This is a genomic window from Pseudomonas khavaziana, assembly GCF_019145205.1.
GTDB lineage: Bacteria > Pseudomonadota > Gammaproteobacteria > Pseudomonadales > Pseudomonadaceae > Aquipseudomonas > Aquipseudomonas khavaziana.
In genome coordinates this window covers 824,110-848,006 of sequence record NZ_JAHSTT010000001.1, presented here as the reverse complement: position 1 = coordinate 848,006, position 23,897 = coordinate 824,110, and the positions used below count along the sequence as shown (strand labels likewise).

23 protein-coding genes and 1 pseudogene are annotated in these 23,897 nt (G+C 59.2%); 8 read left to right on the top strand and 16 right to left on the bottom strand.

The window, feature by feature from the left end; genetic code table 11:
• The first annotated feature begins 214 nt into the window (after window positions 1–214).
• Window positions 215–388: a PA1571 family protein gene (locus tag KVH01_RS03895; RefSeq protein ID WP_217880514.1), complete on the top strand. Its 174-nt coding sequence runs from the start codon at window positions 215–217 to the stop codon at window positions 386–388.
• A 53-nt stretch (window positions 389–441) separates the two neighbouring features.
• On the opposite strand, the gene pdxB is transcribed toward KVH01_RS03895, so the two are convergent.
• Window positions 442–1,584 (bottom strand): 4-phosphoerythronate dehydrogenase PdxB, encoded by a 1,143-nt coding sequence (pdxB, locus tag KVH01_RS03890; RefSeq protein WP_217880513.1) that lies wholly within the window; start codon window positions 1,582–1,584, stop codon window positions 442–444.
• A 273-nt stretch (window positions 1,585–1,857) separates the two neighbouring features.
• On the opposite strand from pdxB, the gene KVH01_RS03885 reads away from it, so the two are divergent.
• On the top strand, window positions 1,858–3,255 hold the full coding sequence (locus KVH01_RS03885) for an MATE family efflux transporter (RefSeq protein ID WP_043046522.1): 1,398 nt from the start codon (window positions 1,858–1,860) through the stop codon (window positions 3,253–3,255).
• Between the two features lie 97 nt (window positions 3,256–3,352).
• On the opposite strand, the gene tusA is transcribed toward KVH01_RS03885, so the two are convergent.
• Together tusA and rlmM are read right to left on the bottom strand one after the other, a co-directional pair.
• Window positions 3,353–3,598, bottom strand: a complete 246-nt coding sequence (gene tusA / locus KVH01_RS03880) for a sulfurtransferase TusA (RefSeq protein ID WP_032877224.1) — start codon at window positions 3,596–3,598, stop codon at window positions 3,353–3,355.
• A 126-nt stretch (window positions 3,599–3,724) separates the two neighbouring features.
• A complete protein-coding gene (rlmM, locus tag KVH01_RS03875) occupies window positions 3,725–4,801 on the bottom strand; it encodes a 23S rRNA (cytidine(2498)-2'-O)-methyltransferase RlmM (RefSeq protein ID WP_043046521.1) in 1,077 nt (358 codons plus the stop codon).
• A gap of 196 nt (window positions 4,802–4,997) precedes the next feature.
• Here rlmM and acnA point away from each other — a divergent pair, with 196 nt between their 5' ends.
• Complete coding sequence (acnA, locus tag KVH01_RS03870) at window positions 4,998–7,739, top strand: aconitate hydratase AcnA (RefSeq protein ID WP_217880512.1); 2,742 nt, start codon at window positions 4,998–5,000, stop codon at window positions 7,737–7,739.
• 126 nt (window positions 7,740–7,865) lie between these two features.
• Here the strand turns inward: acnA and KVH01_RS03865 are convergent, their stop codons facing one another.
• Together KVH01_RS03865 and cysK are read right to left on the bottom strand one after the other, a co-directional pair.
• Entirely contained in the window at window positions 7,866–8,804 is a 939-nt protein-coding gene (locus KVH01_RS03865) for an aspartyl/asparaginyl beta-hydroxylase domain-containing protein (RefSeq protein WP_043046517.1), read from the bottom strand.
• A gap of 249 nt (window positions 8,805–9,053) precedes the next feature.
• Window positions 9,054–10,028 (bottom strand): cysteine synthase A, encoded by a 975-nt coding sequence (cysK, locus tag KVH01_RS03860; protein ID WP_043046514.1) that lies wholly within the window; start codon window positions 10,026–10,028, stop codon window positions 9,054–9,056.
• Between the two features lie 125 nt (window positions 10,029–10,153).
• Between cysK and KVH01_RS03855 the strand changes: the two genes are divergently transcribed.
• Together KVH01_RS03855 and KVH01_RS03850 are read left to right on the top strand one after the other, a co-directional pair.
• Window positions 10,154–11,230, top strand: a complete 1,077-nt coding sequence (locus KVH01_RS03855; RefSeq protein WP_217880511.1) for a DUF748 domain-containing protein — start codon at window positions 10,154–10,156, stop codon at window positions 11,228–11,230.
• Window positions 11,231–11,378: 148 nt separating this feature from the next.
• Complete coding sequence (locus tag KVH01_RS03850; RefSeq protein ID WP_217880510.1) at window positions 11,379–12,194, top strand: hypothetical protein; 816 nt, start codon at window positions 11,379–11,381, stop codon at window positions 12,192–12,194.
• Window positions 12,195–12,302: 108 nt separating this feature from the next.
• Here KVH01_RS03850 and KVH01_RS03845 read toward each other — a convergent pair whose 3' ends face one another.
• From KVH01_RS03845 to KVH01_RS03825, 5 genes are all read right to left on the bottom strand, one after another.
• Entirely contained in the window at window positions 12,303–13,274 is a 972-nt protein-coding gene (locus KVH01_RS03845) for a hypothetical protein (RefSeq protein ID WP_217880509.1), read from the bottom strand.
• A gap of 392 nt (window positions 13,275–13,666) precedes the next feature.
• On the bottom strand, window positions 13,667–14,536 hold the full coding sequence (locus KVH01_RS03840; RefSeq protein ID WP_217880508.1) for a hypothetical protein: 870 nt from the start codon (window positions 14,534–14,536) through the stop codon (window positions 13,667–13,669).
• A gap of 10 nt (window positions 14,537–14,546) precedes the next feature.
• Window positions 14,547–14,849, bottom strand: coding sequence for a hypothetical protein (locus tag KVH01_RS03835; protein WP_217880507.1), 303 nt, complete (start codon window positions 14,847–14,849; stop codon window positions 14,547–14,549).
• Window positions 14,839–15,267 (bottom strand): hypothetical protein, encoded by a 429-nt coding sequence (locus KVH01_RS03830; RefSeq protein ID WP_217880506.1) that lies wholly within the window; start codon window positions 15,265–15,267, stop codon window positions 14,839–14,841. Before KVH01_RS03830 ends, KVH01_RS03835 begins: the two co-directional genes overlap by 11 nt.
• A 479-nt stretch (window positions 15,268–15,746) precedes the next feature.
• Complete coding sequence (locus tag KVH01_RS03825) at window positions 15,747–16,304, bottom strand: recombinase family protein (RefSeq protein ID WP_217880505.1); 558 nt, start codon at window positions 16,302–16,304, stop codon at window positions 15,747–15,749.
• Window positions 16,305–16,500: 196 nt separating this feature from the next.
• Between KVH01_RS03825 and KVH01_RS03820 the strand changes: the two genes are divergently transcribed.
• Window positions 16,501–16,929, top strand: coding sequence for a hypothetical protein (locus KVH01_RS03820; RefSeq protein ID WP_217880504.1), 429 nt, complete (start codon window positions 16,501–16,503; stop codon window positions 16,927–16,929).
• A 94-nt stretch (window positions 16,930–17,023) separates the two neighbouring features.
• On the opposite strand, the gene KVH01_RS03815 is transcribed toward KVH01_RS03820, so the two are convergent.
• Together KVH01_RS03815 and KVH01_RS30400 are read right to left on the bottom strand one after the other, a co-directional pair.
• Window positions 17,024–18,049, bottom strand: a complete 1,026-nt coding sequence (locus KVH01_RS03815) for a site-specific integrase (protein ID WP_225924009.1) — start codon at window positions 18,047–18,049, stop codon at window positions 17,024–17,026.
• A 276-nt stretch (window positions 18,050–18,325) separates the two neighbouring features.
• A pseudogene (locus tag KVH01_RS30400) lies at window positions 18,326–18,478 on the bottom strand (DUF6538 domain-containing protein); the annotation flags it as partial.
• A gap of 242 nt (window positions 18,479–18,720) precedes the next feature.
• Between KVH01_RS30400 and KVH01_RS03810 the strand changes: the two are divergent.
• Both KVH01_RS03810 and KVH01_RS03805 read left to right on the top strand, forming a co-directional pair.
• Complete coding sequence (locus KVH01_RS03810; protein WP_217880502.1) at window positions 18,721–19,566, top strand: AAA family ATPase; 846 nt, start codon at window positions 18,721–18,723, stop codon at window positions 19,564–19,566.
• Window positions 19,566–20,744: a vWA domain-containing protein gene (locus tag KVH01_RS03805; protein WP_217880501.1), complete on the top strand. Its 1,179-nt coding sequence runs from the start codon at window positions 19,566–19,568 to the stop codon at window positions 20,742–20,744. Before KVH01_RS03810 ends, KVH01_RS03805 begins: the two co-directional genes overlap by 1 nt.
• 18 nt (window positions 20,745–20,762) lie before the next feature.
• On the opposite strand, the gene KVH01_RS03800 is transcribed toward KVH01_RS03805, so the two are convergent.
• From KVH01_RS03800 to KVH01_RS03785, 4 genes are all read right to left on the bottom strand, one after another.
• Window positions 20,763–21,347 (bottom strand): hypothetical protein, encoded by a 585-nt coding sequence (locus tag KVH01_RS03800; protein WP_217880500.1) that lies wholly within the window; start codon window positions 21,345–21,347, stop codon window positions 20,763–20,765.
• A gap of 143 nt (window positions 21,348–21,490) precedes the next feature.
• Window positions 21,491–22,405: a 5-oxoprolinase subunit C family protein gene (locus KVH01_RS03795; protein WP_217880499.1), complete on the bottom strand. Its 915-nt coding sequence runs from the start codon at window positions 22,403–22,405 to the stop codon at window positions 21,491–21,493.
• Window positions 22,402–23,106 (bottom strand): 5-oxoprolinase subunit PxpB, encoded by a 705-nt coding sequence (gene pxpB / locus KVH01_RS03790; protein WP_217880498.1) that lies wholly within the window; start codon window positions 23,104–23,106, stop codon window positions 22,402–22,404. Before pxpB ends, KVH01_RS03795 begins: the two co-directional genes overlap by 4 nt.
• The gene (locus tag KVH01_RS03785) at window positions 23,103–23,843 is read right to left on the bottom strand and encodes a 5-oxoprolinase subunit PxpA (protein WP_043046505.1); all 741 of its coding nucleotides are present in this window, start codon (window positions 23,841–23,843) and stop codon (window positions 23,103–23,105) included. Before KVH01_RS03785 ends, pxpB begins: the two co-directional genes overlap by 4 nt.
• Window positions 23,844–23,897 lie beyond the last annotated feature (54 nt).

Sequence of the window (23,897 nt, the reverse complement as noted above, 5' to 3'; positions counted from 1 at the left end):
CAACATTGGGGGAACTTGCGTGAATAACAATGAGTCAGGTTAATTATGCCCGCCGACGCAAGCCCATAGAGGCTATCGGTCTAAGACTCATCTGGAAATATGTATCGGTTTCTGGTGGACTGGGTGTTCTAACCGATAGACGCGAACGGAGTTGTAACAGCGCGTTCACGCGGGAGATTTAGAGTAGGTACACAACCTGATGAGGAGACAGGCCATGACCTTGCAAGATAGCAGCAACGCCGAGATTGAAGTGATCCGCCAGCCGCAGCAACTGCCATGCTCGTACATCGATGCCAAGGGCCGCGAAGTGCAGATTACCGAAGAGATGATCCAGCAAGCCTGCAGCGAACTGGAACAGCGTCTGGTCAAACCTGCCCAGCAAGGCTGATACGCCCGCGCTCTTTGAGACCCGGCCCAGGTGGCCGGGTTTTTAATGGGGGGCTACAGGGCTTCGGCACCCAAGGCCGAGACGATAGCGGGCAACGCCGCCGACTCACCATTGATCCGCACCTTCAAGCCGTCAATCTCGCGCCGTAGCGGATAGTGCTTGCGCAGCAGGTCGAATGCCTTGCGCTGTTCCTCCACCGTGCCGACCAGGCTGCGCCGGAAATCCGCATCGTCACGCCGTGGGTCGTACACACTGCGGCACAGGGTCGCCAGCGCCCAGGCCGGATCGGTTGCAGCGTTCAGGTGCACTTCAGCCAGCCACGGTGCCGGCAACAAATCACTCAGTTGAACACTCGGCTCCTGGCCCAGGTGCGCGCAGAACGCCTGGTAGATCTGCGCCGTGCCGCGCTGCTTGCCGTCAAGGCTGTATCCGGCGATATGCGGCGTAGCCAGCACGCACAGGTCAGCCAGGTCGACATCCACCTCGGGCTCACCTTCCCACACGTCCAATACGGCTTGCAGGTCTTCACGGGCCAGCAGCACCTCACGCAGGGCGGCGTTATCCACCACTGCACCACGGCTGGCATTGATCAGCCAGGTACCGGGCTTGAGCTGCTCCAGGCGCAGGCGATCCAACAGGTGCCAGGTGGAACCATTGCCGGACTTGGTCAGCGGTGTGTGCAAGCTGATCACGTCGCACTGCTCGATGATCTGTTGCAGGCTGACGTAGTCACCGTCTTCGGCGATCTGTCGCGGCGGGTCGCAGACCAGCACGTTCCAGCCCAGGCCCTTGAGCACCTTGACCAGCCGCCCGCCGACTTCACCGGCCCCGACCACGCCATAGGTGCGCTGGCCAAGCTCAACCCCTTCGATTTCGGCCAGGGTCTGCAAGCTGCCGAGCACGTAGTCCACGACGCCACGGGCATTGCAGCCCGGCGCGCTGGACCACTGGATACCCGCCTGCTTGAAGTAATCGAGGTCCAAGTGGTCGGTGCCGATGGTGCAGGTGCCGACGAAGCGCACGTTGCTGCCTTCGAGCAAGGCACGGTTGACGTTGGTCACCGAGCGCACCAGCAGCACGTCGGCCTGCGCGACGGTGGCGCGGTCGATGGACCGGCCGGGCACGCGGCGAATCTCGCCAAACCCTTCGAAGAATGCATCGAGCAGCGGGATATTTTCGTCGGCAACAATCAGCATGGCAGGCTCCTTTGGCGGATCAGCAGTGTACAGGCATGGGATTCAAGTAACACAACAGATCCCTGTGGGAGGGGGCTTGCTCCCGATAGCGGTTGTTCAGTCACAGATGCATAAACTGACACACCGCTATCGGGAGCAAGCCCCCTCCCACCAGGGTCATGCAGTGCCTGCGAGGTTGCATTACAAATCAACAACACAGGTTTTTTCCTGACCGCTGCGTCAAAGCGTAGAATCCGCCGTCCTTGCGACTGCCTTTTGATTGGACACCTGTACGTGAACACTGCCACCGCTACCCTCTCCCGCCCCGCGCGCATCAGCCGGGAAGTGCGCGGCCTGCTGACGCTGGCCTTGCCGATCATGATCGGCCAACTGGCAACCACCGCGATGAGCTTTGTCGATGCGGTGATGGCCGGGCGTGTCAGCCCCCAGGACCTGGCGGCGGTCGGCCTGGGTAACTCGATCTGGATCCCGGTGTACCTGCTGATGACGGGCACGTTGCTGGCCACCACGCCGAAAGTTGCCGAGCGTTATGGCGCGGGCAAACTCACCGAGATCGGGCCGTTGGTGCGCCAATCGTTGTGGTTGGCCGTGGTGGTCGGCCTTTGCGGTGCGTTGTTGTTGCTATGCGCCGAGCCGATCCTGCATGCGATGAAGGTCGAGCCTGACCTGATCGAGCCGTCCATGGGTTACCTGCATGGCATCGCCGCAGGTATGCCGGCGATTGCGCTGTATTACGTGCTGCGCTGTTTCAGTGACGGGCTGGGCCGCACACGGCCGAGCATGGTCATGGGCCTGTGCGGCCTGGCGTTGAATATTCCGCTGAACTACATCTTCATCTACGGCCACTTCGGCGTGCCGGCGATGGGCGGCGTGGGTTGCGGCTGGGCCACGGCGATTGCAATGTGGGTGATGATGCTCGGCCTGGCCGGCTGGACGCGCTGGGGCCCGGTGTATCAGAGCAGCGAACTGTTCAAGCGTTTCGACTGGCCGCAATGGACGGTGATCAAGCGCATATTGGGCATCGGCCTGCCGATTGGTGTGGCGATCTTCGCCGAGTCGAGCATTTTCGCAGTGATTGCCCTGTTGCTTGGCAGCCTGGGCGCTACCGTGGTGTCCGGCCATCAGATCGCACTCAACGTCAGCTCCCTGGTGTTCATGATCCCCTACTCCTTGAGCATGGCTGTGACCGTGCGGGTCGGCCAGGCCCTGGGCCGTGGTGAACCCCGCGAAGCGCGCTTCGCTGCGGGGGTCGGCATGGGCACCGCACTGGCCTATGCGTGCCTGTCGTGCAGCCTGATGCTGGTGTTTCGTGAGCAGATCGCCGCGATCTATACACCGGACCCGGTGGTGATCCACCTGGCATCGATGCTGATTGTATTCTCGGCGCTGTTCCAGTTCTCCGACTCGATCCAGGTCACCGCCGCCGGCGCACTGCGCGGCTACCAGGACACCCGGGTGACCATGGTGCTGACATTGTTCGCCTATTGGGGCGTAGGGTTGCCGGTGGGTTACGCCCTGGGGCTGACCGACTGGCTCGGCGAGCCCAGCGGCCCAAGCGGCTTGTGGCAAGGGCTGATCGTCGGCTTGAGCTGTGCGGCGGGGATGTTGCTGGTGCGCCTGGCGCGCAGTGCACGCCGACGCATTCGCGCAGACAACGCACGCGCCCTGTAGGAGCGAGCTTGCTCGCGAAAAACTTGAGAGCGCCGCGTTAAACCGGAAGTGCTGCGTTATCGTTAGAGTTTTTCGCGAGCAAGCTCGCTCCTACAGGTCAATCGGCTTTCTTGCGGATCCAGTACAGGTAGGTGCCAGCATCTTCCTGTTGATCCACCAGCTCGTGGTCAAGAAACACACAGAACTTGGGGATATCACGGCGGGTCGACGGGTCGGTGGCGATCACCTTGAGCAAGCCACCCGCCGGCAGGTCACGGATATGCTGGTGCAGCATCATCACCGGCTCCGGGCAGTTGAGACCGGTGGCGTCGAGGGTGCCGTCTACGGGTAAATCAACACTCATACTTCACTCCTGAAACAGGCCCGCTCTTATGTGGGAGTGGGCTTGCCCGCGATGACGTGGGCACATTCAACATAGATTTCGACTGTTATACCGCTATCGCGGGCAAGCCCGCTCCCACATTTGATTTCAGCGGTTTTTGGATTTCTTTACGTCTACCAGGCGGCGCAGGTGGCACGTCACTTCCTCGCGGTCGTGGTACAGCTGCTTGCAGCCGATCTCCACACGTATGCCGCGTGCCTTGAAGCCCTCCTCGATGCGTTCGAGCAGGCGCTTCACCTCGGCGTAACGCTGTTTCATCGGTAGCTTGAGGTTGACCACCGCCTCGCGGCAATATCCCTCGCCGATCCAGGTTTCCAGCAGCGCCGCATTACGCGCCGGCTTTTCAACGATATCGCAGACCATCCAGTCCACCGGCTGCTTGGGCACGAAGGTGAAACCGTCGGCCATCAGGTGTTGCACCAGGCCGGTATCCATCAGGCTTTCGGCCATGGGGCCGTTGTCGATGGCGGTCACCAGCATGCCGCGGTTGACCAGTTGCCAGGTCCAGCCACCCGGTGCTGCGCCGAGATCAACGCCGGTCATGTCGCCGTGCAGGCGCTCGTCCCACTGGTCACGGGGGATAAAGTGATGCCAGGCCTCTTCCAGTTTCAGGGTCGAGCGGCTGGGCGCGTCACGTGGGAACTTGAGGCGCGGGATGCCCATGGGCCACATCGCCGAGTTGTTCGACTCGGCCAGGCCCATGAACGCTTCGCGACCGCTCTTGAAAGTCAGCAGCAGGCGCGGCTTGCTCGGGTCATCCACCAGCCGGCCTGCGCCCAGCAGGGCTTTGCGCAGGTGCACTTCGAATTTCTTGCAGAAGTTTGAGAGTTCCTTGCCGTCATTGGTATCGACCATCTCCAGCCACAGGCTGCCGCACACCGGGAAGTCGCGCAGGTGGGTAAGGATCACGCTGATGCGGTCGGTTTCCGGCAGGTCGATAAACACCCCGCGTGCCCATTGCCTGGGGAAGATCAGCTCGGCGAAGCGCTGGCCGTGCATCAGGCGCTGGGCGCCGTCTTCCTCGGTGCAGACAAATTCGGCGCAGGCGCTGCCGGTCTTGGCCTTGGCGTAGCCGGAAACGTTCAGGCGCGCGGCGTGTTCCGCGATCTCGGAACAGACTTCGCCTTCAAAGCCGGGGCGGCAGTGCATAAAAAGGGTGTTCATCAACTCTCCTGGTGAATCAACTGACCTTGCGCTATCGCAATGCCTGTCATGAAAACGCGCGCATGATAGCCGAGTTCGGAACCTTGGGCTCGGCGATAGAGTCCAGTTATTAGCTTGCTATTGAAAACAGCGCTAACGTGATAGCTCTGTTCGTCCCGTCAGGTCCGTAGCCGTGCGGACCATAAGGAGTCATGTAATGTCATCCCTTGATAGCCTGAGAACCCTTAAAACCCTGGAAATAGACAGCAAGACTTACCACTACTTCAGCCTGCCCGAAGCCGCCAAGAGCCTGGGTGACCTGGATAAGCTGCCGATGTCCCTCAAGGTGCTGCTGGAAAACCTGCTGCGCTGGGAAGATGCCAAGACCGTCACCGGCACCGACCTCAAGGCCATCGCCGCCTGGCTCAAAGAACGCCAGTCCGACCGCGAGATCCAGTACCGCCCCGCCCGTGTGCTGATGCAGGACTTTACCGGAGTGCCCGCCGTGGTCGACCTGGCCGCCATGCGCGCCGCCGTGGCCAAGGCCGGTGGCGACCCGCAGCGTATCAACCCGCTGTCGCCGGTGGACCTGGTGATCGACCACTCGGTGATGGTCGACAGGTTCGGTACTACCAGCGCCTTCGAGCAAAACGTCGATATCGAAATGCAGCGCAACGGCGAACGCTACGCCTTCCTGCGCTGGGGCCAGAGCGCTTTCGACAACTTCAGCGTGGTCCCGCCGGGCACCGGCATCTGCCACCAGGTCAACCTGGAGTACCTGGGCCGCACTGTGTGGACCAAGGAGGAAGACGGCCGTACCTACGCCTTCCCGGACACCCTGGTCGGCACCGACTCCCACACCACCATGATCAACGGCCTCGGCGTACTCGGCTGGGGCGTGGGCGGGATCGAAGCCGAAGCGGCAATGCTCGGCCAACCGGTATCGATGCTGATCCCGGAAGTGATCGGCTTCAAGCTCACCGGCAAGCTCAGGGAAGGCATCACCGCCACCGACCTGGTGCTGACCGTCACGCAGATGCTGCGCAAGAAAGGCGTGGTGGGTAAATTCGTCGAGTTCTACGGCGACGGCCTGGCCGACCTGCCCCTGGCCGACCGCGCCACCATTGCCAACATGGCTCCGGAATACGGCGCCACCTGCGGCTTTTTCCCGGTCGACGAAGTGACTCTGGACTACCTGCGCCTGTCCGGTCGCCCGGTAGAAACGGTCAAACTGGTGGAGGCCTACACCAAGGCCCAGGGCCTGTGGCGCAACGCCGGCCAGGAGCCGGTGTTCACCGACACCCTGGCCCTGGACATGGGCAGCGTCGAAGCCAGCCTCGCCGGACCCAAGCGCCCGCAGGACCGTGTATCCCTGCCGAATGTCGGCCAAGCGTTCAGTGACTTCCTCGACCTGCAATTCAAACCCACCAGCAAGGAAGAAGGCCGCCTGGAAAGTGAAGGCGGTGGCGGCGTAGCCGTGGGCAATGCTGACCTGGTGGGCGAAACCGATTACGAGTACGACGGCCAGACCTATCGCCTGAAAAACGGCGCGGTGGTCATCGCGGCCATTACCTCCTGCACCAACACTTCCAACCCCAGCGTAATGATGGCAGCCGGGCTGGTGGCGAAAAAAGCCGTGGAAAAAGGCCTGACCCGCAAACCTTGGGTCAAGACCTCGCTGGCCCCGGGCTCCAAAGTGGTCACCGACTACTACAAGGCCGCGGGCCTCACCCAATACCTCGACAAGCTCGGCTTCGACTTGGTGGGCTACGGCTGCACCACCTGTATCGGTAACTCCGGGCCGTTGCCCGAGCCTATCGAAAAAGCCATCCAGAAGGCCGACCTCGCCGTGGCCTCGGTGCTTTCGGGTAACCGCAACTTCGAAGGCCGCGTACACCCGCTGGTGAAAACCAACTGGCTGGCCTCGCCCCCCCTGGTAGTCGCCTACGCGTTGGCCGGCACTGTGCGCATCGACATCAGCAGCGAGCCACTGGGTAACGACCAGAACGGAAATCCTGTGTACCTGAAGGACATCTGGCCCAGCAGCCAGGAGATCGCCGACGCGGTGGCCCAGGTCAGTACCAGCATGTTCCACAAGGAGTATGCCGAGGTGTTTGCCGGTGACGAGCAGTGGCAGGCGATTGAAGTGCCACAAGCGGCAACCTACGTGTGGCAGAAGGATTCCACCTATATCCAGCATCCACCGTTCTTCGACGACATTGCCGGCCCGCTGCCGGTGATCAAGGACGTCAAGGGCGCCAACGTGCTGGCTCTGCTGGGGGATTCGGTGACCACCGACCACATCTCCCCTGCCGGTAATATCAAGACCGACAGCCCGGCCGGTCGCTACCTGCGCGAGCAAGGCGTGGAGCCACGTGACTTCAACTCCTACGGCTCACGCCGGGGCAACCATGAAGTGATGATGCGCGGCACCTTCGCCAATATCCGCATCCGCAATGAAATGCTCGGCGGTGAGGAAGGCGGCAACACGCTGTATATCCCCACCGGCGAGAAGATGGCGATCTACGATGCGTCGATGAAGTACCAGGCCTCAGGTACGCCGCTGGTGGTGATCGCAGGGCAAGAATACGGCACCGGCTCCAGCCGTGACTGGGCAGCCAAAGGCACCAACCTGCTGGGGGTCAAGGCGGTGATTGCCGAGAGTTTCGAGCGCATCCACCGCTCCAACCTGGTGGGCATGGGTGTTTTGCCGTTGCAGTTCAAGCTGGACCAGAACCGCAAGACGCTCAAGCTCACCGGTAAGGAGAAGATCGATATCCTCGGGCTGACCGATGCCGAGATCGAACCGCGGATGAACCTGACACTGGTGATTACCCGGGAAGATGGCAGCAGCGAGAAGGTTGAGGTGCTGTGCCGGATTGATACCTTGAATGAAGTGGAATACTTCAAGGCGGGCGGAATCTTGCACTATGTGCTGCGTCAGTTGATTGCCAGCTAAAGATCGCTGGAGATCAAATGTGGGAGGGGGCTTGCTCCCGATGGCGGTGGATCAGGTACAGATATTTAACCTGACACACCGCCATCGGGAGCAAGCCCCCTCCCACAGTTTTGACCGCATTTCAGATCAGCCGAACAACCACTTCCAGAGCAGTACCAAGACGACTACCGCCAGCACCGGCCGCGCAATGCGGTAGGCCTTGGGATGCTTGCGCTTCCACTGTTTGACCTGGCCACTGAACTTGTCGCTGAACGTCTTGCTCCAGGCGTAGGCCTGGTTGATGCCGCCCACGCGCTCGTCATCGAGGTTCTGCGGAGCGGTAGCACGGCCCAGTTGCTTGCTGACCCAGCGGTTGATACGGGTCATCAGGCGATTGCTCAATGGGCGCTCGATGTCGCAGAACAGGATCACGCGAGTCTGTTCGGTTTCGTTCTTCACCCAATGCACGTAGGTTTCGTCGAACATCACGTCTTCACCGTCGCGCCAGGCGTAGACCTGGCCGTCGACGAAGATCCGGCAGTCGTCGGAGTTCGGCGTGGACAGCCCCAGGTGATAACGCAGGGACCCGGCAAACGGATCGCGGTGCGGGTTGAGGTGACTGCCGCCCGGCAACAGCGCAAACATCGCGCCCTTGACGTTAGGGATGCTGCTCACCAACGCCACGGTCTTGGGGCACAGCGCCTCGGCCGATGGCAACGGTTTGTCGTACCACTTGAGGTAGAAACGCTTCCAGCCCTTCTTGAAGAACGAACCGAAGCCGGCGTCGTTGTTCTTTTCGGCAGCGCGGATGTAGCCCTCGTCGAACAGGTGCATGGCCTCTTCGCGGATCACTTCCCAGTTGTCCTTGAGCACGTCCAGTTCCGGGAACTTGCTGCGGTCCAGGTAGGGCTTGGACGGCACCGCGGAGAACAGGTACATCAGGGCGTTATACGGGGCGAACAGCGCCGAATGGTTGACGAACTGGCGCAACATCGGCAAACGGGCCTTGCCGCGCAGGTGGACATACAGTGTGCTGCCGATAAACAGCAGCAACACCGACAGTTTGGTGGCCAAGGAAAAGGTCATGCAGCAACTCCTGGAAATAAGCGCCTGGCCAGCAAACTTCCGTCAACGGGAAACCAGACGTAATAGCCGGCCATGATAAACACTTGAGCCATTATGCAGAAGGCCCACGCAAACAGACTGACCTGCATCAACACCCCGCCCCCTGTAGGAGCGAGCTTGCTCGCGAAGAACGTCAACGATAACGCGGGCTTACTGATACAACGTGGCGCTCTCAGGTTTTTCGCGAGCAAGCTCGCTCCTACAGTCGATTCAGGCCTGGTTTTCCTGGTCGGTAAACAAGTCGCTGAACAACATGCTCGACAGGTAGCGCTCACCGGAGTCCGGCAGGATCACCACGATGGTCTTGCCCTGCATTTCCGGCTTCTCGGCCAGGCGTACCGCCACGGCCATGGCGGCGCCGCAGGAGATACCGCACAAAATGCCCTCTTCCTGCATCAGGCGCAGGGCCATGGCCTTGGATTCTTCGTCGGTCGCCAGTTCCACGCGGTCAACCATCGACAGGTCGAGGTTCTTTGGCACAAAACCGGCGCCGATGCCCTGGATCTTGTGCGGGCTGGGCTTGATCTCTTCACCCGCCAAGGCCTGGGTGATCACCGGCGACACCCTCGGCTCGACGGCCACCGACAGGATCGGCTTGCCCGCCGTGTTCTTGATATAGCGCGACACACCGGTGATGGTGCCGCCGGTCCCTACCCCTGCCACCAGCACGTCCACGGCGCCGTCGGTATCGTTCCAGATTTCCGGGCCGGTGGTTTTCTCGTGGATCGCCGGGTTGGCCGGGTTATCGAACTGGGCCGGCATGAAGTAGGTGGCCGGATCGCTGGCGACGATTTCGCCGGCCTTGTCGATGGCTCCTTTCATGCCTTTGGCCGGCTCGGTCAGCACCAGTTCGGCGCCGAGGGCCTTGAGCACTTTACGGCGCTCAAGGCTCATGGACGCTGGCATGGTCAGCAGCAGCTTATAGCCACGGGCGGCGGCGACAAAGGCCAGGCCGATGCCGGTGTTGCCGGAAGTCGGCTCGACAATGGTCATGCCTGGCTTGAGCTTGCCGCTGCTTTCCGCGTCCCAGATCATGCTCGCGCCAATGCGGCACTTCACCGAATAGCCGGGGTTGCGCCCTTCGATCTTGGCCAGGATGGTCACGCCACGCGGTGCGATGCGGTTGATCTGGACCAGGGGCGTGTTACCGATGGAGTGCGCGTTGTCTGCAAAGATACGGCTCATGACGGGTCCTATTGGCGGTTTTGAAGAAGGCCCCAAGGGTATGCCTCGTACTTCAACGCGTCCAGACGGTGGAACGTTGCGTTCATCAGAACAGTCAATCTCCTACAAGCAAGGAGAACCAACCCATGAAACGTCGCTACAGTTGGGCGTTAGGGACAATCGCCGCTCTGGTGCTGGTCCTGATTGCCTTGAATATCGCGCTGCCCTACCTGGTGCGCAATTACCTGAACGAGAAACTCGCCAACATGGGCGATTACCGCGGGGAAATCGCCGATGTGGACCTGGCCCTGTGGCGCGGCGCCTACCGGATCAACGGCTTGCAAATCGTCAAGGTGGACGGCAAGGTCCCGGTGCCGTTCGTGAAGGCGCCGCTGATCGAGTTCGCCGTGAGCTGGCATTCACTCTGGTACGACCACGCCGTCGTGGCCGAGGGGCATTTTGTGCGTCCGCAGATCAACTTCGTCGATGGCGGTGCCAACAAGCAGGCGTCCCAGACGGGTAAAGGCACCGACTGGCAGGAACAACTGCGCAAGTTGCTGCCGATCACCCTCAATGAAGTGCGCATCGAAGACGGTGAGATTGCCTTCCATAACTTCAGCTCCAAGCCCCGGGTAAATATCAACGCCACTGGGGTCAACGCCAGCTTCTACAACCTGACCAATGTGGTGGATGTCAAAGGCAAGCGCGACGCCCGCTTCGAAGGTAAGGCACTGCTGCAAGGCCAGGCGCCTCTGGAGGCTAATGCCACCTTTGATCCGCTGAGCGATTTCGAAGAATTCGAGTTCCGCTTCCGCGCCCGCGACCTGCAACTCAAGCGCATGAACGACTTTGCATCGGCCTATGGCAAGTTCGACTTCAAGGCCGGTACCGGCGATGTGGTGATCGAAGCCCAGGCTGAAAAAGGCCGCCTCACCGGCTACATCAAGCCGCTGCTGCGTGACGTAGAGGTGTTTGACTGGCAACAAGACGTTGAAAACAAGGACAAGAATATCTTCCGCTCAATCTGGGAGGCCGTGGTCGGAGCCAGCGAAACGGTGCTAAAAAACCAGCGTAAAAATCAGTTCGCCACCCGTGTGGAACTCAGCGGTAGCGTGCACCAGCAGAATGTCAGTGCGTTTTCTGCGGTGATCGCGATTCTGCGCAATGGGTTTATCCAGGCGTTCAATGCCCGCTATGAACAACCCAAGCCCAGCGCTGATTAACCCTGTGGGAGGGGGCCTGCTCCCTCCCACATGTCCCTCATTGCTCAGGATATTGATGTGACCCGCCATTCAGAGACTGAACAAGGGATATTTACATAACCCCTCTAAACCGGGCCTTTCAGGCGTGAACGGGACGACTGGGGCGCACTTGAGCACACGCCATGTGCCACATCGCAGCGACATCACAGAAAGCATAGCTAAACGCCATCTTTTAACCTATCGTCTAGGGTTCCGCCTGCCTCTTCAACAAGGACGAGATATGCATATTCCTGAACACATCATGCTTACCCTCCAAGCCAACCCATTGCAGGGTGCCATTGATGCATGCAACTACGCCTTGCAATCAGTTGAATCGTCACGCGAATGGACGATAGATGATTATGAAGTGCTGTTGGAATGTTTAGCTATTGTCTCGACATTAAAAGAAAACGATCTAATTTTTTACAGCGAATTTGAACCATCAATTGAGCCGGATATGAACGCGGTATGTGGAACCATCTCAAAATTCCTCAGCCTAGTGCAAAATCAGCTAATCGGGGCAGCGGCTGAGGTAAAGCTTGAAAACCTCAAAAAGCAAATGTCGATTAGACTTACAAATAACTTTGCATACGAATTCACAGATGGCGACCTCACACGAGTACAAGAATTAATCAACGAACTCAGAAGCCATATCACTTCATCCAAAGAGCTTGAGCAAAACCATCGCCAGCGATTGCTAAAGCGCTTGGAAAAGCTTCAAAATGAAATCCATAAGAAGGTTTCGGACCTAGATAATATTTATGGACTTATAGGGGATGCAGGAGTAGTGCTAGGAAAACTCGGTAAAGATGCCAAGCCAATTGTTGATCGGATACGCGAACTCACGAACATTACCTGGCGCACTCAAGCCCGGGCAGAAGAGCTTTCAAGCGACGCTCCGCTTCCTTCTATTGGAAAAGATCAGGATACCAACGCGTTATCTTGACTCAACTAACGGCACGCCACATCACACGTTGGTAAACGCAGTCTGTACATTGCATAAGCAGTGATTAGTAAGGGGTGGTTATCTTCACCGCCCCTTACTCGGAAAATCTCAGATGACCGAACGTCGCGCCACATCTAAGCTGCTGGAACCATCGTCTACGGCGTCGTGGAAGCGATGCGGAATACCGGCCAAGCGCTCGTCAATAAGTGTCTGTGCGCCCATGAGTGCGCCCTCAGAACCGGCCACCAATGCAAGCCGCGCCAGGAGCGTCGTGCCCTGCTGGGGAGTAGTGGCCTCTGTACACAGCACGGCGGCTTGGGTGTCCACCTGAATTAGGCTGCGACCCACGCGAATGCTCAGAGGGGCGTGGCGCTGTCCGAAGCCTTTGAAACCTTCGGGGTACACTGCAAACCCTGCCAGGGCGGCGACTTGTTCAAGGTCACGATGTTCAAGCTCAGCCGGTGGGATACCAGCCTGCGCCAAGGTCATTAGCCCACGGCCAGCAGCTACGGTGTTCAACTCCGATGCGGCAGCAGCATTGACGGTCTCCCGTACCATCAAGTCCAGGGCCACAGCCGCTAAGGTTTTGTTACTTGCCTCGGCAGCATCTTTAACAGCATCAACCCCTACAACATCACGGATGGCGATTACGTCGAGAAGGTCTTGCAGCCACTCGCGGACCTGCTCGCCGAGGCGTTCGGCCCTGGCGCTGGATGCACGCACATAACTGTCCTGCATGTTACGGGCACGGTCTCGTTCTTTGCGGTACGTCAGCACCTTCGCCAGTTCTGCGAAGTCGAAGCCCGCGTCCTGCGCATTGGTCAGAACCTGCAATAGCTCCTGCTCCACATCGTCGGCGCTGGTGCGGCGCCCCTCTGCGCGTGCTGGGTCAATGAACTGGGCTGTCATCCGCTCAATGCCCCGTTGTACATCGGGATACGACGCTGGCATGTCCGGAACCACAATCGAAGGGGCTGTATCACGGGTCAGCTCTATAGTGGTCGACATCAACGCAAGTAGCGCACGGGCGCGCTCGTTATCGATAGCGGTTACGTTAGAGTTCTTTTTGGTAGTAGTCATAGTTATTCCAATTTGATTGGCGCAAAGTGCGCGAGGGAGTGCGGTAGAAATTAAGTTAGGGAGTACAGACATTACGGCCATCCATATTTGAGCAATGGCAAGCTTTCAAATGAGCGCCCTCGCTCTACCCACTTGTTCGCGTTCCGCAATGCATAATGAGCAGTTCGATAGGGGTGTTTACAGAGATGATGGCTGAGTACAACTACAAGGCGCTGTTCAACCGTCAAGTACGGGTACGGAGTGTCCATGGTGATTCCTTTAATTGCGCCCACGGCGCCACCTCCCGGATGGGTGGTAACTATTGCCGGTTGTTATTTAGGCTGTACACGGCAGGTGTACAGATGTGTACAGCCGATCCGGGCGGATTCCTCTAGTACTACGTACTTAAAACCTTACCCTTGCTTTGCCGATTGCTGACGGAGAATGAATTGGCTAACAGTGCTTCGGCCCTGCCCAGTAGCTTTGGCGATGGCACCATAGGAAGCGCCATCAGCACGCATACGGGCCGCGACCTCATGCCAATGACCACCCGCCTCGGTTATCTCATGTCGTGCCTCAGATGCAACTGCACGGGCTTCCAGCTCGGCCAAGCGCGCCTTGAGGTCGGCCACTTCCAGTACCAATACATCCTGTTGCTCTAGACGCTTGGCTACATCTGCGCGCCGGTATAGTTCTGCAACACTACCTGCCATGGATGCTCCGGTGATTGCAGCAATGTCACGTGCACCACGTAACCCCTGCTTCTCTAGACGCTTACTCGTGGGGTGGCTCTGTAGTTCGCTCAGGGCACGCCGGGTGTGCTTGCTAGGAACGCGTTTGGCAAACGTGACAACTACCTCTTGGTCAGTGTGCAAGCCTCGCAGTATCTCACGACCACTCGGGCGCACCGTTTCGAACGCGCTATCGTGGGCTGCCGTTAACATGTCGCGCACAGCATGGTAGGTCGGATACAAAGCCTTGTGCCCAATGGCAGCCAGCTCTTTCTGTGCCTGTCTACGGGACGCCTGCTCACGCTTGAAGTGTTCACGGTAAACAGATTGAGCATTACCACCGCCGCGCACTGTCCAACCTGCCAACTCGCCATGCTTGAGCTTGTACTGCTCAGCCTTTGCTACGTAGTGACTAAGCTGCGACAGCGAGATGCCCGCGCCTTTCAATGCTCGTATTACAAAGGGTACGTCGGTTTGTTCGTGCCACTTACAGGTAGGGAGTACAGGTGTCGCGGTGTGGGCTTGCTGTTGTAATACTTCTAGTTTTGTCATTATCAATCCATTAGTTACCATTTCCGTACAATGCAACGATGTCTTCGGGAGTTTGTTTCGCAATTGGCTTACGCTCAGCAAACGCTTTACGTTGCGCAGCCAAGTCATTGGTTTGGTCATCTTCGGAAAGACTTGTCCGCGCCTCTACCAACTTCAAAAGAGAAACAGAGGCCGACACCAATGCGGCTTCGACGGGATAATTGTCCGCAAGAGCGTCCTTGAATCTAGCGTTAGTTGCTTGTAGCGTCAGGTCAAGCAACTCTAAAGCGGACTCTTTGACCGTTGCAGTTGTGATCTTGCGTTTACGCGCCATGGGTTAATACCGCCTTAGCTTGTTCATGTTCGGAGAGCATCAGTAGGGCGGTGTTCTCCATTTTGGTGTAGTAACGCAAATCGGTGTCGCTGAGATTGACACCAACCCGATGGGCATAAGTTGCCAGGGTGTACGTGTTGATCGAGGGTGCCCCATCCAATGGATTGGGGATCAGACCAGCAGTACGAACCAACGAGGCCAGCCCGGCCATAAGCGTGCTGCGGGACAGGTTTGGTTCTTGGCGGTGGATGGCACCGGCTGTTGCTGGTTCCTGACGTCCGTTTAAGGCACGCAACGCCCGGATAATCATGGCTTGACCGATGGGTTTACGCCCGCCAGCGAGGTAGCTTGCTTTCATCTTGGTGTACTCCTTGTTGTAGGAATGGTGCCGAAACGGCAAAAGGGAATCACCAGACACGCCGGGGCCTCCAGGCTAGTGGTGATGGGTTCGATTCAAGTTGTCCACAGAGCGCGGACGAGACGTGTAGCAGTACAGGAACGGCTTGTTTACGGGGTGGTGCGAGGATGGGTGCTGACGCGTTCACGACACGAGCGAAGGAGCTTGCGAGTGCAGACAGCCACGTGATCGGGCTTAGGATTGGTGGTGCTACAGCAGCCGAAACGTACAACGGCTGCTGCTTGCCCTGACCCATGACAGCAGGGGCACCGAAACTTGGAGGGAGCCGGTGGTGTTGATCGCCGCCATCCTTATCATTGGTACGAGACATTTAATCCAGACCAACCGAACTACAAGTGGTCGCCCATCAGGCGCACGCTACGTTCATGGGCTCGTCGATAGCGTCTTGGGACCATCCGGCCCAGTTCATAGCGCTTGCATTCTTACCACTGTATGAGACTTCAAACCAGACAGGGTGTATGGAGTGCTGATTACCAGCCTCAAACCGCCGCACAAGCGCGCTTGACCGAGGCTACTGAGATATTGAAGTGCTCGGCAGTGGCCTTGATGCTGGCGCTATTGGTCTTACGCCACTCGCTGACCTGCGCGTCATTGATAGTCTTCTCACGGCCCAGGGCTTTCCCCTCAGCCTTTGCACGCTCAATACCTGCCATCTGACGGGCTTTGATATTTGAACGCTCCAGCTCCGCTACAGCGGCCAGCATGGTAAGCATGGCCTTACCTATGGGCGTACTGAGGTCGAAACCCTCGCGCTTGGAGATTATGCTCACGCCTTTGGCCTGCAATGCCTCCACTGTGTGGAGTACGTCCAGAGTATCGCGCCCTAAGCGATCCACGGCGCTGACTACCAGCGTGTCGCCACGGCGAACATAGGCAACCAAGGCATCAAAGCCAGGGCGCTCTAATGCCTTCACAGCGCCAGACACTCCACTGTCCTCGTACCACTCGTCTACGTTGTACATCTCAGTGAGCCCATGCTTTTGGGCTTCGACGCTTTGGTCGTGAGTGGAGACCCGCACATATCCGATGGTTGCCATGTTCCGATACCTAATGAGCGGCCTGAGTAGCTCAGAACCTATGGCTCATATAGTCACTAATAGCTCAATACAAGTCAACACCTTTGAGCCATGCCTTGCAGATAATTTAGCGGTGGCTCACAGGGTGTACCTTTTGAGCCGCTACTCAGAGCGTTGTCATGCTATCGTTATGGGCCAACCTCAACGGACTGACCACATGACAAACTGGGCGCACTACCTGCCGACGCATGCTGACGAAGAACATCTGTCCGCAGCTCTCACGTTCGCATTAGATATTGCCAAGGAATCCGGCACGTCATTGGTGCTTGCTGTGAACAGTAAAGGTAGCGCCTCCTTTTTAGAGCATCTGTTTAGTGCGCCACTGCTTAACAAGCTGCGCCTGCCTAGCGCGATTCCATGTGAAGGCGTGACAGTCACGCTCGAATCTACGCAGACGTTCGACAAGTACCGCACCTACGGTATGGTGCTCGCAATGCACCCATCTGCAAAACTTCTAGACCTTATCGCTAGCAATGAGAAGACAGGCGATGTCATCGTCATCGGTGACGCAGGAGACATCGACTCTGCATGGCTGCAAGCACGAGGCTCTCGCCCCCTGAAACCGTCGCAAACGACTGCCGATTGAGGGGCCACGGGGGAGAAACACGTGATCGAATCGGAGAAGCCCTAGCGCACGAGGTCAGCATTTTTAGGCCGCGTATAGAACTCCACTTCCCGACTCAGGGCAGCAGGTCACGTACCGCCGCGAGTAATGCCCGTGGCCGATCAAGTGGCGCAGTACCACCATAGATGCTAGTGGCTTTCGATCCTCCAGCCGTGTGCCCAAGAACACCGCCGACCTCTTCACCAGATGCACCCACGGCGCGTAGAAGGTCAGCGCAGGTATGCCGAAAGCTGTACAAACTCAGCCGCTCAGGTTGTCCTCGCAAGCCGATACTTACTGCTCTGCTCAGTCGAGAGACTCGCTGCCTCCCCCTTCGCTCGCGCTCCGCCTTCGTTGCAGAGTCCTCAATGCCAATACCGCTGAGTACCAGTTCAAAGGCTTTCACGTCATCCGCATGCACCGGTAAATCGCGGCGGCTGGCTGCGTTCTTGGCACCGGACAACCCTGCACGAAACACTAGCTCTCGCTTGCCGAGAATATCCACCCTCTCCGTCAATGCTGCCCGCCCCTCCTGCAATAGCTCAATGGGGCGTAAACCGTATCGAACCAGCAGCTTTGCTGCCGTCGCGTCCACATCATCACCGCGAGCCTCAAGGCTTGCCTGCACCACCTTCACCACGTCTAACGGCATAGGGTCGCGGGCTTCCTTGGATAGCGCACCACCAGCGCGTACTGCACGTGCTACCGCACCAGTCTTTGGCAAGCTGATACCAGACCAGCCGGGAACCTCCCGGAGAATAGTGATAAGTCCCGCAGCCTGGGTATGCACCGACGACGCCTTACCGCCGCCCGCTAACTTGCCCTCGGCGTACCGCATAATCCTTTCGACCTGATCCGCTTGGGTACTCGGCCAGCGCAACACGTCTTTGCAAAGCTTGCGCATGATGGCAACGCGGCCAGAGCTGACCCGCTCACAGTAGCCGTCGAGTGCTTCCGTGAATTCAGCAGCAGTACGGCTATCAGGATTGGAAGATACGGCGCTTTCTTGCGGCAGCATCGGTTCGACCGGCGCGTGTGCATCTGGCGTCACTGCCAAAGGCGAACCATCACGTACAGCCCGCAATGCTTTTAATGCGGTCATTGCTTCAAGCACGTGAGTTTCTGCTGCGCCTGGATGCGTGCCGTCTATGATCGCTAGCAGCGCCCTCTCCTGCCAATCGAACTCGGTCTTCCAGTCTTTAGCTACCCGCCGACCTCGGGGATGCATCGCCTCAACAGCGGCCGTAGTCACCCTCTCCACAACGTCTCTCAAGCCCCGCAAGACAGCCTGAGCATCAACCGGTGAGGTTGGGTCCGCTTGCCCCTGGGCTGAGCCTGTAGCCGGTGCCAAGGCGTCAGAGCATATACGGTCGAACTCTACTGATACTTGCCTAGCAAGGCGCAGTGCCTCGGTTCTATCAGCGGTGCCCAGCGCCTTGCGAAATTCTGCACGCCCTACAAGCTCGGCAACATCGGCGGGGAATCGGCGGCGGTAGTGGTACCGACCATCGCGGCGGGACAAATAAGACATGCAGGATTCTCCGGGGCACGTGGTACGGTCGTGTGTTGGTGACATGCGGCACATCCAAACGCTGAATGCCCAGCCATGTGACACAGAGCAGAACCGCTGCGCCCCTTATTCTACAGGGCTTCCAGCGGACTCAACAGTTTGCGAGTGTACCGGTGAGTCAGAGACTGAATAACCCGTCTGCGTTCACAGTCGCCAGGGCTGCGCGGTATAGTCCGGACATTGATGAATTCGAGGAATGACCGATGAAGTTCGAAGGCACCCAGGCCTATGTGGCTACCGATGACCTGAAACTGGCCGTCAACGCCGCCATCACCCTGGAACGGCCGTTGCTGGTCAAGGGCGAACCGGGCACCGGCAAGACCATGCTCGCCGAGCAACTGGCCGAATCCTTCGGTGCCCGGCTGATCACCTGGCACATCAAGTCCACCACCAAGGCCCATCAGGGCCTGTACGAGTACGACGCGGTCAGCCGCCTGCGCGACTCGCAACTGGGTGTGGACAAGGTCCACGATGTGCGCAACTACTTGAAGAAGGGCAAGCTCTGGGAAGCCTTCGAGTCCGAAGAGCGGGTGATCCTGCTGATCGATGAAATCGACAAGGCCGACATCGAGTTCCCCAACGACCTGTTGCAGGAACTCGACAAGATGGAGTTCTACGTCTACGAGATCGACGAGACCATCAGGGCCAAGAAGCGCCCGATCATCATCATTACCTCCAACAACGAAAAAGAGCTGCCGGACGCCTTCCTGCGTCGCTGCTTCTTCCACTACATCGCCTTCCCCGACCGCCCTACCCTGCAGAAGATCGTGGACGTGCACTACCCGGACATCAAGAAGGACCTGGTCAGCGAAGCGCTCGATGTGTTCTTCGATGTACGCAAGGTGCCGGGCCTGAAGAAAAAACCGTCCACCTCCGAACTGGTGGACTGGCTCAAGCTGCTGATGGCCGACAATATCGGCGAAGCGGTGCTGCGCGAACGCGACCCGACCAAAGCCATCCCGCCGCTTGCCGGTGCCTTGGTGAAGAACGAGCAAGACGTGCAGCTGCTGGAACGTCTGGCGTTCATGAGCCGCCGCGGTAACCGATAATGTTGCTCAACCTGTTCAATGAAATGCGTGCAGCCAAGGTGCCGGTATCGGTGCGCGAACTGCTCGACCTGATCAACGCGCTGAAACAGCGCGTGACCTTCGCCGACATGGACGAGTTCTACTACTTGGCCCGGGCGATCCTGGTCAAGGACGAGCGGCATTTCGACAAGTTCGACCGCGCCTTCGGGGCTTATTTCAACGGCCTGGAAAAGCTCGACGACCACTTGCAGGCGCTGATCCCCGAAGACTGGCTGCGCAAGGAGTTCGAACGTTCCCTGAGCGATGAAGAACGCGCGCAGATCCAGTCCCTGGGCGGACTCGACAAGTTGATCGAGGAGTTCAAGAAACGCCTGGAAGAACAGAAAGAACGGCATGCCGGCGGCAATAAGTGGATCGGCACTGGCGGCACCAGCCCGTTTGGTTCCGGTGGCTACAACCCGGAAGGCATTCGCGTGGGTGACGCCGGCAAGCGCCAGGGCAAGGCCGTGAAAGTCTGGGACCAGCGCGAGTATAAGAACCTCGACGACCAGGTGGAGCTGGGCACGCGCAACATCAAGATCGCCCTGCGCCGGCTGCGCAAGTTCGCACGCCAGGGTGCGGCCGAAGAGCTGGATATCGACGGCACCATCGACCACACCGCCCGCGACGCCGGGTTGCTGAATATCCAGATGCGCCCCGAGCGCCGCAACACCATCAAGCTGTTGTTGCTGTTCGATATCGGCGGTTCGATGGACGCCCATGTGAAGACCTGCGAAGAGCTGTTCTCCGCCTGCAAAACCGAGTTCAAACACCTGGAGTATTTCTACTTCCACAACTTCGTGTACGAGTCGGTGTGGAAGAACAACCAGCGCCGCACCTCGGAGCGCACCTCCACCCAGGACCTGCTGCACAAGTACGGCGCCGACTACAAGGTGATCTTCATCGGCGATGCAGCCATGGCGCCCTATGAGATCACCCAGGCCGGCGGCAGCGTCGAGCATTGGAACGAGGAGCCTGGGTATGTGTGGATGCAGCGCTTCATGGCCAAGTACAAGAAGCTGATCTGGATCAACCCATACCCCAAGGACACCTGGGGTTATACGGCATCGACCGCAATCGTGCGGGAGCTGGTGGAGGATCAGATGTACCCGCTGACCTTGCGCGGCCTGGAGGAAGGCATGCGTTTCCTGGCCAAATAAGCCACCTCGGCAGGCCCTTTACGGCCGATTCAGCACCGGTTTGCAGGGTGGTGTCGACGGCGTGGGCCTGCGCGCATCATGCCAGCCGAACAGCAGGAAGTTACTGGAGAACCGCCGCACCAGTTCTGCATCGACACCATTGACGCGGCCGTCGTTGTTCACGTCCTGGCTGATATGGGCGCCATCGGCGGTGCCCACCTCGTTGGTAAAATAAGCCGCTGTGTAGGCCAGTGACTCATCATCGAGCTGCCCCTCGCCTTGGTGAAAATGCAGGCGCACGGTGTCTGGTATGCCATTGGCATCGAAGTCTACGGCAAACACCATCAGGTATTTATCGGCGGCGCCATCCTGGCTGAACCAGTTGAACTCGAGAAATTGCTGGGCGAACTCCAGCGCCATGGCAGCATCCAGCGTGTCAGTGACACCGTTATGGTTGATGTCGTCAGCCAGCTTCCAATCAAGCCTGCCATCGCCCTTCATATCCACCGCTGCAGCCGCCATGGCAAGGGGCTGCGCGAGTGTGTCGTCGTAAAAATCCAGGTAAACCACGTCGGGCCTGGCGTTGTCGCTAATATCGTAAGCACGCAGCATCAAGAATCGCATAATACAAACTCGTAACAAGAAGAACCGACAGGCTCCCATTGCTGCGCCTCGAGGTCGACAGCCTCAAGCCGTCAGGGCAAGTCAGGCAATTCTGGCGTCCCTGTCCGGCCAGGGCAGTGTCTTCGCTGACCCATGAGGCTCGATTACGGGTTGGCGTATTGCGCCAGAAACCTCAGATGCTGCGCGTGGGCGCCAGGCTGCATCATAGGCGCCAGTTTCAACGTCGCACCGGGCAGGCATTGCGCCAATCGTGCCAGCGACAACGGCGTCAACGCTCCCAGGCGCGGATAGCCACCAATGGTCTGGCGGTCATTGAGCAACACGATCGGTTGCCCATCCGGCGGCACTTGAATCGCTCCCAGCGGAATACCTTCGGAAATCAACGACGGGCCCTGGTAGTGCAGCGGTGTACCGAGCAAGCGCATGCCCATGCGGTCGGCGCGGCTGTCGAGGGCCCATTCGGTGTTGAACGCATCGAACAGGCTCTGCCCGCTGAACTGGCCGATCTGCGCACCGATGATCACGTCCAGCGATGCAGCGGATGGCAAATCCGGGTTGGCCAGCACTTTCATCGCGCCTCCGGTCCCGGAATAGCTCAACCGCGCGCCTTCAGCCAAGGCTTTGCCGAAACCGTCCACCCCGCCCAAAGACTCACGCACCACGGTGGCACAACTGCCGAGCACGGGCGGCGCGTCGAACCCGCCGGGCGCCGCCAGATAAGCCCGCGCCCCATTGAACGGCTGGGTGAAGCGCAACCGTTGGCCCTTTTGCAGAATAAAACTGCGACCCGGGCTGATGGCACGCTCATCGATATAAGCGCCCAGATCCGCACCGGCCAGGGCCAGCAGGCAATAGTCCTCGGCTTGCACGGTGAAGCCGCCGAGGGTGATTTCCACCACCGGCGCATCCAGGGCATTGTCCAGCAGCCAATTGGCCCAGGACATGGATACCCAATCCAGCGCGCCGCCCTGGGTCACGCCGAGGTGGCGCACGCCAAAACGCCCGGCGTCCTGCAACAGGCACAGCGGCGTGCTGGCCTCGATGATCAAGCGGCTCATGCCTGCGCCTCCAACGGCGTGTCATCGCCTCCCAAGTGGATAAATTCAGCGTGATCGACCGCTTCGAAACGCACCGTGTCACCGGGCTGCATCAAGCTGTAGCCGTCGCGCTCGCGGTCGAACAGCTTGGCCGGGGTGCGGCCGATCAAGTTCCACCCGCCCGGCGACACCACCGGGTAGGCGGCGGTTTGCCGTTCGGCAATGCCGACGCTGCCGGCCGCCACGCGTTTGCGCGGTGTGTCGAGGCGCGGCGTGGCAAGGATTTCGTCCACCAGCCCCATAAAGGCAAAACCCGGGGCGAAACCGAGGGCAAACACCTGGTATTCATGGGCGCTGTGGCGGCGGATCACTTCATCCACCGCCAAGCCGCTACGCTGGGCCAGCAGGATCAGTTCCGGGCCGACACTCAGGTCGTACCACACCGGCAGCACATGGCACTGGCCGCTACCCTGGGCCTGGGGTTGCAGATCGGTAAGGGCCTGGTCGATCAGTTCCCGGGCCTGGGCCGGGGTCAGCGCCGTGAGATCGTAATGCACCATCAAGGTGGTGTAGGACGGCACCAGGTCCACCAACGCCGGGCCGAACCCGGCCCGCAGACGCTGGGTGGCGGCGAGCATCCACGGCATATTGGCTTCGGCAATCACCTCAAACAGACGCACCATCAGGCAGTCGATAGCCACCACTTCAATGCGTGGCTTCATGCTGTCTTCAACGCCTCACGGATACGCTGCACCGCAGCCACCGAGCTGGCATTGTCGCCATGCACGCACAAGGTATTGGCCTGCAATACCAGCGCGCTGCCGTCACTGGCGACCAGCGGCTCGCCACGGGAAATGGTCAGGGCCTGCTGCACGATGGTCTCGGAGTCGTGATGCACCGCGCCGGGCAACTGGCGCGAAACCAGGTGGCCCTTGCTGTCATAGGCACGGTCGGCAAAGGCTTCGAACCACAAAGTCACGCCGTATTCATCGCCCAATGCCTGGGAAGCACTGTTGTCGCGGGTGGCCAGCAGCATCAGTGGCAGGTCGCCGTAGGCGGCCACGGCCTGGATCACCGCACGCAACTGCTCGGGGTTGGCCATCATGTCGTTGTACATTGCCCCATGGGGCTTCACATAGCTGACGCGACCGCCCTGGGCCCGGCAGATGCCGTCCAGCGCGCCGATCTGGTAGTGCAACAGATCCTGGATTTCCTGGGGCGTGTAATGCATGGAACGCCGGCCAAAGCCCTGCAGGTCTTGATAGGCCGGATGGGCGCCGACCTGCACGCCATGCTTGAACGCCAGGCTGACGGTCTTGCGCATGATGCTCGGGTCGCCGGCATGAAAGCCGCAGGCCACGTTGGCGCAGTCAATGAACGGCATGACTTCGGCGTCCAGACCCATAGTCCAGTTACCAAAGCTTTCGCCGATGTCGCAGTTCAAAAGCAGGCGGCTCACGGTGGTCGCTCCTGTAGGCTTTGTTTTTTTGTAGTGTGGGATTTATTACACAGA

Coding starts and splice junctions, on each gene's coding strand:
- KVH01_RS03835 (WP_217880507.1), bottom strand. CDS start 14,849: ATGGCGCGTAAACGCAAGATCACAACTGCAACGGTCAAAGAGTCCGCT.
- KVH01_RS03795 (WP_217880499.1), bottom strand. CDS start 22,405: ATGAGCCGCTTGATCATCGAGGCCAGCACGCCGCTGTGCCTGTTGCAG.
- pdxB (WP_217880513.1), bottom strand. CDS start 1,584: ATGCTGATTGTTGCCGACGAAAATATCCCGCTGCTCGATGCATTCTTC.
- KVH01_RS03855 (WP_217880511.1), top strand. CDS start 10,154: ATGAAACGTCGCTACAGTTGGGCGTTAGGGACAATCGCCGCTCTGGTG.
- KVH01_RS03815 (WP_225924009.1), bottom strand. CDS start 18,049: ATGACCGCATTAAAAGCATTGCGGGCTGTACGTGATGGTTCGCCTTTG.
- KVH01_RS03810 (WP_217880502.1), top strand. CDS start 18,721: ATGAAGTTCGAAGGCACCCAGGCCTATGTGGCTACCGATGACCTGAAA.
- KVH01_RS03845 (WP_217880509.1), bottom strand. CDS start 13,274: ATGACTACTACCAAAAAGAACTCTAACGTAACCGCTATCGATAACGAG.
- KVH01_RS03800 (WP_217880500.1), bottom strand. CDS start 21,347: ATGCGATTCTTGATGCTGCGTGCTTACGATATTAGCGACAACGCCAGG.
- tusA (WP_032877224.1), bottom strand. CDS start 3,598: ATGAGTGTTGATTTACCCGTAGACGGCACCCTCGACGCCACCGGTCTC.
- KVH01_RS03825 (WP_217880505.1), bottom strand. CDS start 16,304: ATGGCAACCATCGGATATGTGCGGGTCTCCACTCACGACCAAAGCGTC.
- acnA (WP_217880512.1), top strand. CDS start 4,998: ATGTCATCCCTTGATAGCCTGAGAACCCTTAAAACCCTGGAAATAGAC.
- KVH01_RS03840 (WP_217880508.1), bottom strand. CDS start 14,536: ATGACAAAACTAGAAGTATTACAACAGCAAGCCCACACCGCGACACCT.
- rlmM (WP_043046521.1), bottom strand. CDS start 4,801: ATGAACACCCTTTTTATGCACTGCCGCCCCGGCTTTGAAGGCGAAGTC.
- KVH01_RS03805 (WP_217880501.1), top strand. CDS start 19,566: ATGTTGCTCAACCTGTTCAATGAAATGCGTGCAGCCAAGGTGCCGGTA.
- KVH01_RS03895 (WP_217880514.1), top strand. CDS start 215: ATGACCTTGCAAGATAGCAGCAACGCCGAGATTGAAGTGATCCGCCAG.
- KVH01_RS03865 (WP_043046517.1), bottom strand. CDS start 8,804: ATGACCTTTTCCTTGGCCACCAAACTGTCGGTGTTGCTGCTGTTTATC.
- pxpB (WP_217880498.1), bottom strand. CDS start 23,106: ATGAAGCCACGCATTGAAGTGGTGGCTATCGACTGCCTGATGGTGCGT.
- KVH01_RS03820 (WP_217880504.1), top strand. CDS start 16,501: ATGACAAACTGGGCGCACTACCTGCCGACGCATGCTGACGAAGAACAT.
- cysK (WP_043046514.1), bottom strand. CDS start 10,028: ATGAGCCGTATCTTTGCAGACAACGCGCACTCCATCGGTAACACGCCC.